The 12,506-nt window shown below is 62.3% G+C and carries 16 protein-coding genes; 9 read left to right on the forward strand and 7 right to left on the reverse strand.

Features of this window, described 5'->3' with window-relative positions:
* The first annotated feature begins 57 nt into the window (after positions 1 to 57).
* Positions 58 to 1,107 carry a YeeE/YedE family protein gene (locus AC1Q6J_RS01685; protein WP_492277587.1) on the forward strand — a complete coding sequence of 350 codons (1,050 nt, stop codon included), beginning with the start codon at positions 58 to 60 and terminating at the stop codon, positions 1,105 to 1,107.
* A 101-nt stretch (positions 1,108 to 1,208) separates the two neighbouring features.
* Positions 1,209 to 1,673, forward strand: a complete 465-nt coding sequence (locus AC1Q6J_RS01690; RefSeq protein WP_492277588.1) for a DsrE family protein — start codon at positions 1,209 to 1,211, stop codon at positions 1,671 to 1,673.
* A gap of 3 nt (positions 1,674 to 1,676) precedes the next feature.
* Here the strand turns inward: AC1Q6J_RS01690 and AC1Q6J_RS01695 are convergent, their stop codons facing one another.
* From AC1Q6J_RS01695 to AC1Q6J_RS01705, 3 genes are all read right to left on the reverse strand, one after another.
* Positions 1,677 to 2,786, reverse strand: a complete 1,110-nt coding sequence (locus AC1Q6J_RS01695) for a YeeE/YedE family protein (protein ID WP_492277589.1) — start codon at positions 2,784 to 2,786, stop codon at positions 1,677 to 1,679.
* 91 nt (positions 2,787 to 2,877) lie between these two features.
* Positions 2,878 to 3,237 (reverse strand): metalloregulator ArsR/SmtB family transcription factor, encoded by a 360-nt coding sequence (locus tag AC1Q6J_RS01700; protein ID WP_492277590.1) that lies wholly within the window; start codon positions 3,235 to 3,237, stop codon positions 2,878 to 2,880.
* A gap of 23 nt (positions 3,238 to 3,260) precedes the next feature.
* A complete protein-coding gene (locus AC1Q6J_RS01705; RefSeq protein ID WP_492277724.1) occupies positions 3,261 to 3,668 on the reverse strand; it encodes a thioredoxin fold domain-containing protein in 408 nt (135 codons plus the stop codon).
* Positions 3,669 to 3,708: 40 nt separating this feature from the next.
* Between AC1Q6J_RS01705 and AC1Q6J_RS01710 the strand changes: the two genes are divergently transcribed.
* Together AC1Q6J_RS01710 and AC1Q6J_RS01715 are read left to right on the forward strand one after the other, a co-directional pair.
* The gene (locus tag AC1Q6J_RS01710; RefSeq protein WP_492277591.1) at positions 3,709 to 4,452 is read left to right on the forward strand and encodes a cytochrome c biogenesis CcdA family protein; all 744 of its coding nucleotides are present in this window, start codon (positions 3,709 to 3,711) and stop codon (positions 4,450 to 4,452) included.
* Positions 4,453 to 4,472: 20 nt separating this feature from the next.
* On the forward strand, positions 4,473 to 5,060 hold the full coding sequence (locus AC1Q6J_RS01715; RefSeq protein ID WP_492277592.1) for a SoxW family protein: 588 nt from the start codon (positions 4,473 to 4,475) through the stop codon (positions 5,058 to 5,060).
* 266 nt (positions 5,061 to 5,326) lie between these two features.
* Here the strand turns inward: AC1Q6J_RS01715 and AC1Q6J_RS01720 are convergent, their stop codons facing one another.
* The 4 genes from AC1Q6J_RS01720 to soxA all read right to left on the reverse strand — a co-directional run bounded on the left by AC1Q6J_RS01720 (position 5,327) and on the right by soxA (position 7,575).
* Entirely contained in the window at positions 5,327 to 5,461 is a 135-nt protein-coding gene (locus AC1Q6J_RS01720; RefSeq protein ID WP_492277593.1) for a hypothetical protein, read from the reverse strand.
* Between the two features lie 114 nt (positions 5,462 to 5,575).
* Positions 5,576 to 6,073 (reverse strand): GlcG/HbpS family heme-binding protein, encoded by a 498-nt coding sequence (locus tag AC1Q6J_RS01725; RefSeq protein WP_492277594.1) that lies wholly within the window; start codon positions 6,071 to 6,073, stop codon positions 5,576 to 5,578.
* A 30-nt stretch (positions 6,074 to 6,103) separates the two neighbouring features.
* Complete coding sequence (soxX, locus tag AC1Q6J_RS01730; RefSeq protein ID WP_492277595.1) at positions 6,104 to 6,739, reverse strand: sulfur oxidation c-type cytochrome SoxX; 636 nt, start codon at positions 6,737 to 6,739, stop codon at positions 6,104 to 6,106.
* 14 nt (positions 6,740 to 6,753) lie between these two features.
* Positions 6,754 to 7,575, reverse strand: a complete 822-nt coding sequence (gene soxA, locus AC1Q6J_RS01735) for a sulfur oxidation c-type cytochrome SoxA (protein WP_492277596.1) — start codon at positions 7,573 to 7,575, stop codon at positions 6,754 to 6,756.
* A gap of 274 nt (positions 7,576 to 7,849) precedes the next feature.
* On the opposite strand from soxA, the gene soxY reads away from it, so the two are divergent.
* From soxY to AC1Q6J_RS01760, 5 genes are all read left to right on the forward strand, one after another.
* Positions 7,850 to 8,314: a thiosulfate oxidation carrier protein SoxY gene (soxY, locus tag AC1Q6J_RS01740; protein WP_492277597.1), complete on the forward strand. Its 465-nt coding sequence runs from the start codon at positions 7,850 to 7,852 to the stop codon at positions 8,312 to 8,314.
* A 45-nt stretch (positions 8,315 to 8,359) separates the two neighbouring features.
* Positions 8,360 to 8,689: a thiosulfate oxidation carrier complex protein SoxZ gene (gene soxZ, locus AC1Q6J_RS01745; RefSeq protein ID WP_492277598.1), complete on the forward strand. Its 330-nt coding sequence runs from the start codon at positions 8,360 to 8,362 to the stop codon at positions 8,687 to 8,689.
* Positions 8,690 to 8,771: 82 nt separating this feature from the next.
* Positions 8,772 to 10,469, forward strand: a complete 1,698-nt coding sequence (gene soxB, locus AC1Q6J_RS01750) for a thiosulfohydrolase SoxB (protein WP_492277599.1) — start codon at positions 8,772 to 8,774, stop codon at positions 10,467 to 10,469.
* A 69-nt stretch (positions 10,470 to 10,538) separates the two neighbouring features.
* Positions 10,539 to 11,816 (forward strand): sulfite dehydrogenase, encoded by a 1,278-nt coding sequence (gene soxC, locus AC1Q6J_RS01755; protein ID WP_492277600.1) that lies wholly within the window; start codon positions 10,539 to 10,541, stop codon positions 11,814 to 11,816.
* On the forward strand, positions 11,800 to 12,504 hold the full coding sequence (locus AC1Q6J_RS01760; protein WP_492277601.1) for a c-type cytochrome: 705 nt from the start codon (positions 11,800 to 11,802) through the stop codon (positions 12,502 to 12,504). Before soxC ends, AC1Q6J_RS01760 begins: the two co-directional genes overlap by 17 nt.
* The last annotated feature ends 2 nt before the right edge of the window (positions 12,505 to 12,506 follow it).

The following is a 12,506-nucleotide window of genomic DNA, read 5'->3' on the forward strand; positions in this document are numbered from 1 at the left end:
GGGCGAATAGATATTTGTTCTCCAGACATTATCGATCGTGGTCAAGGAAACTCCGTCATGCCCGGTATTCCGGTCTCCGCTGGTTTTGCGATTGGTCTCGCGTTCGGCGTCGTCGGTCTTCTCAGCGGCTTCTGCCTGATGAGCAGCCTTCGCGACTGGTGGACCGCGAACGACGGCCGCAAGGTCCGCAGCTACGCCCTGGCCTTGGCGGTTGCGATCCTTGGAACCCAGCTTGCCGCAGGCGTGGGCCTCGTCGATATCGCCAAGTCAATCTATCTCCAGCCATCGTTTTCCGCGCCGCTGATCTTCGCGGGCGGCGTGCTGTTCGGCTTCGGCATGGTTCTGTCCAATGGCTGCGCGTCGCGCGCCCTGGTTCTGCTGGGCAAGGGCAACCTCCGTTCGCTGGTCGTGATCGCCATCATCGGCATCGCCGCGCAGATGACCCTGAAGGGATTGATCGCGCCTGCACGTCTCGCCTTTCTTCAGGCCACGCAGACCACGCCCGCTGCCGTCTCCGCGCCGGCGCTGCTCGCCTCCGCGGGCATCGACGAGTTTGTGGCCCGTATCGCCGTGACGCTGATTGCGAGCGGTGGGCTGCTGATCTTCGCATTCTCCGACGGTCAGTTCCGCCGTGCCTATGGCCAGATCGTGGCCGGTCTTGCGGTCGGCCTTCTGGTCACCGCCGGCTGGCTTGCCACCGGCTGGCTCGGTGCCGACGATTTTAACCCGATCCCGGTGACGTCGCTTTCGTTCGTCTCGCCGATTGCCGATACGTTGCAGTACACGATGCTGTCGACCGGCCTGACGCTGAACTTCGGCGTCGCGCTGGTGGCTGGCGTACTCTCCGGCAGCGTCCTGACGGCAGTTCTGACCGGTCGCTTCAAGCTTGAAGGCTATACCTCTCCGAGCCACATGGTGCGTTCGATTTCCGGCGCGGCATTGATGGGCATCGGCGGCGCGATGGCTTACGGCTGTTCGATTGGCCAGGGCCTGACCGGCTTGTCGACGCTGGGCATGCCGTCGTTCATCGCGGTTGCCGGAATCCTGTCGGGCGCTGCGCTCGGCATTCGCGGCGCGGTCGTTATTCCGGCTCTTGCAACGCGCTGACGATAGCGGCGTTCACCGGAACGTTTGCGGCAAGCCCTTGTCGTCCTGATGGTGCTCCGGCATCCTCCGCCGCGTTGTCGGCCGGAAGAGGCAAGTCACCCATGAATCGCCGCAAACTCATCTACTCCGTAGCATGTACCGTGTTGGCATCAGCCATCTCGCGTCCAGCCGGGGCGCAGACAAAGGCCAAGCCTCCCGAGGACAAGCCGTTCGCGGAACACTTCATTGCGTTGCAACTGTCCGATGCCGATCCGAAAAAGCAGCGGCTGGTGCTGAGCGTCGCCAGTAATCTCCAGAAAGCCTACGGGCAGGACAAGATCGCGATCGAAGTGGTGACGTTCGGTCCCGGCATCGATTTGCTGCGCGACGCCAGCGAAAACCGGCAACTGGTGGACAGTCTGGTCACGCAGGGCATTCGTTTCGATGTCTGCGGCAACACCCTCGACACCATCGAACATGAGACCGGACAGCGGCCGAAAATCAATCCGCAAGCCATTGAAGTACAGGTTGGCGTCGGGCAACTGCTGGCCCTGAGCGAAGGCGGTTATACCGTCATTCGTCCCTGATCTTTATTCCGCAGGGTCGCCTTTGCCGAGCAGGCTCGCCCAGCGGCGCTGAATGATGTCGCGCGGCGAGCCATCGACCAGAATGGCGATACCGAGCCGCGCGCCCACAATCATGCCGCCGATCGCGAGCGGCGCTGACAGCGCCAGCATTGATCCCGCGGTCAGGCCCTGACCGATGGTGCAGCCGCCGGCAAGAATCCCGCCCATTCCCATCAATACGCCGCCGCCGAGATGCCGCCGCATCTCGTGATCGTCGTCGAAGGCTTCCCAGCGCAATTCGGCTGCGCGCCACGCCGCAAGCCACGAACCGGCGATAACGCCGAACACGCTGGCAACACCGAAGTCGGCGAAATTCGTGGCGCTCAGCAGGCCCGCGTACAGCGCCTTGCCGACGGTGGACACGAACGTCAGGCTTTGCGGCCGCGCCGGGCCTGCGAACTCATCCACGACCAACACCGTGACGATCCATCCGGCGACGATCAAGACGCCGAGCGCGATTCCTGCGGACAAAAGACGCGGCGCACGGCGCAGCCTCGGATCTCGCAATGCGAGCCAGCACAATCCGGCTCCTGCGATGGTTGCGAAGATAACGCGCGTATCGATGCCGACAAGCTGGGACGACAACGACGCGATGTCGGCGCGCGTACCCTCTGGCATTGGCAGCGACAGGGATTCCAGAAACTCGATCCGGTAGGTTGCGAATATTCCGCGTAGCGTCGCATAGGCCGCGCCGCCCAATACGAGAACGACCACGAGGCTGCGCAGATCGCCGGTGCCGAGCCGTACCAGCGAGCCGAAGCCGCAGGTGCCGACCATCGCCATGCCGATGCCGAACATCACACTGCCGATGGCGATCGCAATCAGTGGCAAGGCCGTTGGTGTGTAGGTCACGAGCGCCGGATCGAGAATGCCGCCGATAACAAGCGCCTGCGTTCCGAGAATGGCGATGCCGAGCGCCAGCCCGAACACGCGCAGCCGGCGGCTGTCGCCGCCCATCAGCGCATCCTCGATGGCGCCGAAGGTGCATAGCCGCGCATGGCGCACGGCAAAACCCGCAGCCGCGCCGATGGCGAAGCCGCCGAGTGGTTGCATCCAGGCAGACATGTTCTGCATGGCGTCTCTCCCGGACCGGCGCGACGTAAGGGCCTTGCGGGCCGTGTCGCGTCCGCCTGCCGTTGCGGCAGGTTTATTTCTTGTCCGCGGCCTACACCGGCGCGCAGAAAATATCGTACACCACCGAGATCACGCGGCGGACATCGTCATTGGCGAGGCTGTAGTAGATGGTCTTGCCGTCGCGGCGTGTATCGACCATGCCGTCGTAACGCAGCCGCGCGAGCTGCTGCGAGACCGCCGACTGCCGCAGCGAGAGAATATTTTCAAGCTCGGTGACCGACCGTTCGCGTTCGGCCAGCAGGCAGAGCAGTAGCAGCCGGTTCTCGTGCGACAGCGCCTTGAGGAAGTTGCTGGCCTTGCGCGCCTTGCGCATCAACTGGTCGAGTTCGGGTGAATACTCCGCGCCGTCGCGAAGCTCGGTTTCCAGTTCGGATGAAAGTATCGATGTCATAGGCATGGCTTTCAAACGGTGGATCAGATTCGGTTCGGTTCGCGCGCCGCGGTCCGCAGCTTCGCCGCGAGTGAGTCGAGCAATCCCCAGAAGGCATCGTCGTTGCTGTAGCCAGTGATGCGCCCGACCTCGCGGCCGTTGTCCACGATCACGAAAGTCGGCGTGAAGCGGACCGGGGAAGCGAGGGCGACGCCGCTCATTTTCTGGTTCTGGATATCGACGCGCCGCAGCGGAAGCGCCCTGGCCTCATCGGTTCGCTCATACAGCGCGCCGACGTCGCGCTCCCATCGCTGGCAATAGACGCACCCGGCCTGCTCGAACATCACAAGCTCGGACGCACCCGCCAAAGCGGGCCAAAGCCCGCTCGCCGCAAATGCGATAGCTGCCATACCCGAGGTTCTTGCGCGCAATCCTGCAATCATGTGATACATATACACGAATTCGCATGTATCTGCCAGAGCCGGGAAATCCGTGGTTTCTTCTCTTTCTTTCGTGGGGGCGCTGGGGGCGGGGGTGCTGTCGTTCCTCTCACCCTGTATTTTACCATTGGTGTTGCCGTATCTGTGTTTTCTGGCGGGCATCAGCCTCGATGACCTGACGCAGGAGGATAAAGAGCGCGGCTGGCGGCCGGACTGGCGCGTGGTGGCGCTGTCCTTCGCCTTCGTACTCGGCTTCGCCACGGTCTTCGTTGCGCTCGGCGCGTCGGCCTCGGCGCTCGGCAAGGCCATCACCGCGTATTTCGACACGCTCGCCATCGTCGCGGGCGTCATCATCATTATCCTCGGTCTGCATTTCCTCGGGCTGTTTCGGATCGGTCTGCTGTTTCGCGAAGCGCGCTTTCAGACCGTGGCAAAGCCGGCTGGATTTGTCGGCGCCTATGTGGTCGGTCTCGCTTTCGCGTTCGGCTGGACGCCCTGCGTCGGGCCGGTGCTGGCCGCGATTCTCGTGGTCGCGGGGATTGAGGGATCGGCGGCGCACGGCGCGTTGCTGCTCGGGGCCTATGCGCTCGGGATAGGCATTCCGTTCATGCTGGCGTCGCTGTTCTCCGGTCCTTTCATGCGGATGATGGCGCGGCTGCGCGGCCACATGGGCACTGTCGAAAAGGTGATCGGCGGCGCTCTTGTGCTGACCGGAGTGCTGTTTTTGACTGGCAGCATGCCGCGTATCGCCGGTTGGCTGCTGGAAACATTTCCGGCGTTTGGATCGATCGGTTGACGCGACAGAGGGAGGTTCTCTTGCCCAGCAACAAAAACCGTCTGACCCGGCGGCATGCCTTGGCCGCGCTCGGCGCAGGTGCCCTGAGCCTGCGTGCCGCGCCTTCGCTTGCGAAAGCGATGCTCAGCGATGATGGCATCTACCACATGGACTGGTATCTCGACAGCTTCCTCGATGTGTCCGAGGATCTTGCCGGCGCGACCGCGAAGGGCAAGCGCTTCGCGATCATGTGGGGCCTCAAGGGCTGTCCGGCCTGCAAGCGGATGCACGAGGTGCATATGCAGGACCCGAAGATCGAGGGCTACATCCGCGACAATTTCGAGATCCTTCATCTCAACCATATCGGCGCACGCGAGGTCACCGACTTCGACGGACGCAAGCGCGGCGAGAAGGCCTTCGGCGAAGCCTATGGCATCCGCTTCACGCCGACGATCCAGTTCTTCCCCGAAAAGGCTGACGGGCTTGCCGCGCTGAACGGCCAGGCACGGGAAGTCGCCCGCATGCCGGGGCTGCTGGAGCCGACCGAATTTCTCGCGATGTTCCGCTACGTGCGCGAGAAGGGTTACGAGTCCGCGCCATTTCCGGAATGGCTCAAGCGGCAGGTGTGAGGTTTTCTTCACTGCAGTCAATGTTCAACGAGCGTCGTGCCCCGCTCGCAGATCGTCATGGCCGGGCTTGACCCGGCCATCCACGATTTATCTCGACATCCCCAAGCAAGACATGGATCACCGGGTCAAGCCCGGTGATGACAATTGTGAGTGTTGGAGCGTCGCGCGATCTCTCTACGTCGTCCCCGCGCAGGCGGGGACCCATAATCATCGAATGTTGCGATAATGGTGAGAAGATCGCTCCGGCATCCCTTCACACCGATGATTCAGGGAGTATGGGTCCCCGCCTGCGCGGGGACGACATCGCGTGTGTTGAAGCGCTCGATATTTCCCACCGTCATTCCGGGGCGCGCGTCGTCGCGCGAGCCCGGAATCCACGGACGCCAGCCAGATTCTTGCATGATGGATTCCGGGCCTGCGCCAAGTGGCGCATCCCGGAATGACGGGTGGAGAAGTCGGGTTGCTCCATCAACGGCCAGGACTGCGTCTGGTGTCGGGCGAGCGCTGCCGCGCTCTTAAAAATCCAGCTTGTCGCTGATCGCCGCGATGCCGGCCTTGGCGCAGGCTTCGTCCGCGTCGCCGCCCGGCGCGCCGGACACGCCGATGCCGCCAAGCATTGAACCGCCGGCTTCGATCACGACACCGCCGCCGATCAGAACCACATTGGGAAGCTGGCGCAGGCCCTGCATCGCAGGTGCCTGCGTGGCCGTGACAAGGTCATTGGTGCTGCTCTTGAAGCTCACCGCGGTCCAGGCCTTGCCGGTCGCGGTGGGCGGCGTGTGCGCGCCCGCGAAACGATCGCGCAGCATCACCTGCGGCGTGCCGGAACGATCGACCACGGCGACCGCGACCTGATAGCCGCGCTTGCGGCAATCATTGAGCGCGGCCCTGGCCGCGTCCAGCGCGATTTCGGGGCTGAGCGATTTGTACGCGACGGTCGCATCCTGTGCGCGCGCCGGAGCCGAGGCGATGGCGCAGACAGCCGTGATCGCCAGCAGGGCTTGCACCTTCATCCCGTTATCTCCACCTTGCTTGCAACCGGCTTACTTGTTGACCGGCGATTCCGGATCGAACAGCAGCGCCACGAGATCCTTGATCTGCTGCTCGCTGAGCACCTTGTTCGCGCCGAAGCGCGGCATGTTGGAGCATGCGAACACGGCCTGCGAATCGTAGATCTTCGTGAAGGCGTTCTTGATCTCGTCCGGCGCGTATTTGCGGTCCTTGCCGTAGTTGGTCAGGCTCGGCCCCAGCGTGCCGAAGGAGACTTCCGCTTTTTCCAGCTGATGGCAAGCGTAGCAGTTTCCGCCCGAGACCGTGTCGGGCTTGTCGGAGAACTGTCCGCCGCGGCCGTTGTTGGCGGTCTTCTTGCCTTCCTTCCAGTCGCCAAGGAACTTTCCGTCGGCCGGATAGACGACTTTCGCCAACTCGCGTTTGGTGATCGCTTCGGCTTCTTTCGGCGGCACGTTGTTGTGATACGCGTTGCAGGTCTTCAGCGTTTCGTCAGGAACGATCCGCTCCTGCCATTCCGGCGGCGCCTTGCCGAAGGTCGATTTCACATAGGCATCGACAATCGCTGGGTCCACGGCCTTCGGCGCGGTCTGCGCGGACGCCGCGAAGGGAAAGGCGGTGAAGATGCCTGCGGTGAGAGCCAGTGCTGCGATTTTCAAAGATGATGTCATGATGCGCTCCTCTCTCAACGCTTGATCGACGGGACGTTGATTTCACCGCCCACGGCCTGCTTTTGCAGGAACACGGTCAGCGCGGTGAGCGAGTCGGAGGCATATTCAGGCACCGGCCAGCGCTGCTGCCGGTAACAGTCCCACAGGCGATGCTGCATGGTGCGCAGCGCGCCCTGCGACACGCGATAAGTCGGCCATCCGCCCATGGTTTCCTGCGGCAGCTTGCCGGGCTTCGACAGGTCGGGCAGGCCTTGCAGCCGGATGCGCTTGCCTTCCTCGGCGTGGCAGGTGGCGCAGGAGAAATCGTTCACGCCGCCGCGCCGATAGAACAGCGCTTCGCCGACCGCGGCCATTTCCTGCTCTTTCGGATGGCTGAGCGGAATGTCGATCTTCATGCCGCTCGACTTGTTGGCGATGAAGGCGACGAGGTCTTCCATGTCGGACGCTTTACCGGGGCCGGAGAATCGGCGGGCGATCACGTCCTTGGTGTCGAGGCCCTGGATGTTCGTCATGCACCACAACAGGCGCTGCTCGAGGTCCATGACCTTGTCGGACTCCTTGAAGTAACGCGGCAGCCTGGCGAAAGCGCCTTCCAGCTTGCCGGCGCCGAGGCCGAGATCGCAGGTCTCAAGCGAGACATCCTTGGTGCCGCGCTTCTGCTTCCAGAGCACCTCGCCACGATCCACCGCGAGAAAACCGGGGTTGGACATCGGATCGGAAATCATCGCGCGGTAGCGCTCGATTTCCTTTTCGCTCGCGTCCTGTGCGCGAACGGCACTCGTCGTTACGAACATGACGGCAACAGCGACCGCCGACCGGATGATGGTCTGTCTCATTCTTTGTCCTCCCTCCGTCAGGCCGTCTGTGCGGCCCTTTCGGCTTCCCGGATTAGCCAGGTGTGGATTAGCCAAGTGTGGATTAGCAGGCGTCGTGAATCCGAAGTTCGTTTTATTTCGCAGATGCGAACTACCACACGAATACTTGGTACATCTTTACATTCAAGAAAAACAATATAATGATGTGTCTCGGATCATGATAGATCACACTTGGCATCGTCAAGCGATACTATCGTCAAGGGATGCAAAAGACTCCCGCTGGAGGAATCATTCGATGAATTTGAAGTCCGTTGAAACAACCCGCCGCGAGACGCTGACACTTGCGGCGATCGCGGGGCTCGCGGCAATCCTCGCGCCGAAGATGTCGTTCGCCGACGAGGGCGCCGTCGCGGCCGAGATCAAGAAACTTTACGGCGACAAGAAAATGGACAGCGGCAAGATCAAGCTTGACGTGCCCGAGATCGCCGAGAACGGCCTTGTGGTCCCGGTCAATGTCGAGGTCGAAAGCCCGATGACCGACAAGGATTACGTGAAGGCGGTTCATGTGTTCGCCGACGGCAATCCGCTGCCCGGCGTCGTGAGCTACAGGTTCACGCCGGCCTGCGGCAAGGCCTCCGCATCGACGCGCATGCGTCTGGCGCAAACGCAGAACATCGTCTGCGTCGCGGAAATGTCGAACGGCAGCCTCTACATGACGAAAGCCAATGTGAAGGTCACCATCGGCGGCTGCGGCGGCTGATCGGACGGCGTTCAACAAGAAAATATTCAGGCGAGGAATTTTCCAATGGCCAATGCACCCACCCCGCGCGTTCGTGTTCCTGCCACCGCGAAGGCCGGCGAACTGATCGAAATCAAGACGCTCATTTCGCACGAAATGGAATCGGGCCAGCGCAAGGATTCGTCCGGCAAGGTCGTGCCGCGCAAGATCATCAACAAGTTCACGGCGACCTTCAACGGCAAGCCGGTGTTCGAAGCCGACTGGAATCCGGCGATCTCGGCCAATCCGTATCAGTCGTTCTTCTACAAGGCCGCCGAGACCGGCGAGTTCACCTTCACCTGGAAGGATGACGACGGTTCGGAATACACCGCCAAGAACAAGCTGACGGTCGGCTGATTTTTTTTCACGCGGCCTGGTCCGTGCGAAGGCAAGCTTTCTGAAAATCGTTTCCCTCAACCGAGGGGACAAAGGTGGTCCGATGATATCGAGGCGGGAATTCCTGCAAGCGAGCGCGGCTGCGTCTGCGCTGACGATCGGGAGCGGACTGGGTTCGCTCGGACGCGTGGCGGCGCAGCAGAAGCTGACGCAGGCCGACATCACGAAGTTCGATCCGCTCGGCACGGTGACGATCCTCTATGTCGCCGACAATCATGCGCAGTTGATGCCGCTGTATTTCCGCGAGCCGTCGGTCAATCTTGGCGTTGGCGCGGATAAGGGTCTGCCCCCGCATCTGACCGACGCGGAATTCCGGAAGTACTTCAATATCGCTGCCGGATCGGCGGATGCCTATGCGCTGACGGCGGACGATTTCGTCTCATTGGCGCGCAACTACGGCCGCATGGGCGGCATGGACCGCGTCGCGGCGCTGATCGGCGCGGTGCGCGCCGAGCGTGGCGAGGACAAGGTGTTGCTGCTGGATGGCGGCGACACCTGGCAGGGAAGCTGGAGTTCGCTCCAGACCAGGGCGCAGGACATGGTGGATGTCATGTCGGCGCTGAAGGTCGATGCCATGGTCGGCCACTGGGAATTCACCTATGGTGCTGAGCGCGTCAAGGAAATCACTGAGAAAGCGCCGTTCGCATTCCTGGCGCAGAACATCCGCGATAACGAATGGCAGGAGCCGGTGTTCGAGCCGCGCAAGATGTTCGAGCGCGGCGGTGCCAGGATCGCCGTGATCGGACAGGCGTTGCCGCGCACGGCGGTGGCCAATCCGCGCTGGATGTTCCCGAAATGGGAATTCGGCATCCGCGAAGAAGACATGCAGAAGCAGGTCGACGAGGCGCGTGCCGATGGCGCACAGATCGTCGTGCTGCTTTCGCACAATGGTTTCGATGTCGACCGCAAGCTCGCGGGCCGGGTGAAGGGTCTCGATGTGATCCTGACCGCGCATACCCATGACGCGATGCCGGGCCTCGTGCGCGTCGGCGACACGGTGCTGGTCGCGACCGGCTCGCACGGCAAGTTCGTCTCGCGCCTCGATATCGAAGTGAAGGACAAGAAGGCCGCCCGCATCCGCTTCAAGCTGATGCCGGTGTTCACCGACGCGATCAAACCGGATAGCACGATGACCGCGCTGGTCGAGAAGGTGAGGGCGCCGTTCGCGAAGGATCTGGCGCGCGTCGTCGGCAAGACGGACTCGCTGCTGTATCGCCGCGGCAATTTCAACGGCACCTTCGACGATCTGATCTGCGACGCGATGCTGTCGGAGCGCGACGCCGAGATCGCGCTGTCGCCGGGCTTCCGCTGGGGCGGCACACTGCTGCCGGACAGCCCGATCACTTGGGAAGACGTCACCAACGCCACCGCGATCACCTATCCGAACTGCTATCGCAACCAGATGACCGGCGCGCAGCTCAAGGAAATCCTCGAGGACGTCGCCGACAACATCTTCCATCCCGATCCTTATTTCCAGGGCGGCGGCGACATGGTCCGCATCGGCGGCATGGGTTATTCGATCGATGTGTCGAAGCCGATGGGCTCGCGCATTTCCGGTCTGACGCATCTGAAATCCGGCAAGCCGATCGAGGCGGCGAAGAGCTACAGCGTTGCGGGCTGGGCCAGCGTCAACGAAGGCACGCAGGGCCCGCCGATCTGGGATGTCGTGTCGGCGCACGTATCGAAGCGCGGCACTGTGAAGGTCGAGCCGAACACCGCCGTCAAAGTCTCAGGCGTCTGACGCAGGGCATTTCCATGCATCGCCGTGGTCAACACATTCACGTATCGAGATAAATAGAAAGGATGCCGCATGAGTGACAAATCATCTGCGGATATTCTCAACCGCCGCAAATTCCTTGGCGCCGCGGGTCTCGCGGGCGCCGGCGCCGCACTCGGCGCGATGCCCGCGATGGCGGAAGGAGCCAAACCCGATCCGCTGATTACCGGCGTGCAGGACTGGAATCGCTATCTCGGCGACGGCGTACAGAAGACTCCTTACGGCATGCCCTCGAAGTTCGAGAAGAACGTGATCCGCCGCGATGTGTCGTGGCTCACCGCGTCGCCCGAGTCATCCGTCAACTTCACGCCGCTGCACGACCTCGACGGCATCATCACGCCGTCGGGGCTGTGCTTCGAGCGGCATCACTCCGGCATCGCGGAGATCAATCCTGCCGATCACCGCCTGATGATCAACGGTCTCGTGGACAGGCCCTTGGTGTTCACGATGGACGACATCAGGCGCATGCCGCGCGTGAACAAGGTCTACTTCCTCGAATGCGCGGCGAATTCCGGCATGGAGTGGCGCGGCGCGCAGCTCAATGGCTGCCAGTTCACCCACGGCATGGTGCATAACCTCATGTACACCGGCGTGTCGCTGAAGACCCTGTTGGATGAAGCCGGCCTCAAGCCGAATGCAAAATGGCTGATGCTGGAGGGAGCTGACGCCGCCGGCATGAACCGCTCGCTGCCGGTCGAGAAGGCGCTGCACGATTGCATGCTCGCGTTCGCGATGAACGGCGAGGCGCTGCGGCCCGAACAGGGTTATCCGCTGCGCGCGGTCATTCCCGGCTGGGAAGGCAATCTCTGGGTGAAATGGATTCGTCGCATCGAGGCCGGCGATCAGCCGTGGCAGACCCGCGAGGAGACGTCGAAATACACCGACCTGCTCGCCGACGGCCGCTCCCGCAAGCACACTTTTGTCATGGATGCGAAGTCGGTGGTGACCAACCCATCGCCGCAGGCGCCGCTGAAGCATAAGGGCCGCAATGTGCTGAGCGGGCTCGCATGGTCCGGGCGCGGCACCATCAAGCGCGTCGATGTCACCATGGATGGCGGCCGTAACTGGCAGACCGCGCGGATCGACGGGCCGGTATTCGACAAGTCGCTGACGCGTTTCTATGTCGACTTCGACTGGAACGGGCAGGAGCTGATGATCCAGTCCCGCGCGATGGATTCCACCGGCTACGTTCAGCCGGCCAAGGACGAACTGCGCAAGGTGCGCGGCGTCAACTCGATCTACCACAACAACGGCATTCAGACCTGGCTGGTGCGCGCGAGCGGGGAGACTGAAAATGTCGAGATTGGCTAAGCTCGCCGCATTCGCTTTGCTGTGTGGCGCGGCGCTCGCAGTTGCGAACTCGCCAATCGAAGCGCAGCAAATTGCCGCACAGGCGGCCACCAAGACCTTATCCAAGCTCGGACTTGGACGCCCGGCGCTGCCGGAGGAGATCAAGGCATGGGACACCGATGTGCGGCCGGACGGCAAGGGCCTTCCGCCGGGCAAGGGCACGGTGAAGCAGGGAGACGCACTGTTTCAGGCGCAATGCGCGTCCTGCCATGGCGAATTCGGTGAAGGCGCGGGCCGCTGGCCGGTGCTTGCCGGGGGCACCGGAACGCTGAAGGCGGACCGTCCCGACAAGACCGTCGGCTCGTTCTGGCCGGACCTGTCGACCGCATTCGATTACATCAAGCGCGCGATGCCTTATGGAAATGCGCGGTCACTGTCCGACGATGATATTTATGCTCTGACGGCGTATCTTCTGAGCATGAATGATATCGTAAAGGACGAAAACTTCGAATTGAACGACAAGAACTTTACGTCCATCAAGATGCCGAATGCGTCCGCCTTCTACGACGACGACCGCGAGACCGCCGAAAAGCAGTTCTGGAAGAAGGACCCGTGCATGAAGGATTGCCGCAGCGCACCGAAGGTGATCGGCCGGGCGATTTCAATCGATGTGACGCCTGACAGCAAGGCCGGACCGAAGGTCGATTGATG

The sequence above is a fragment of the Afipia sp. MLSD5-FHT05B12 genome, assembly GCF_058793355.1.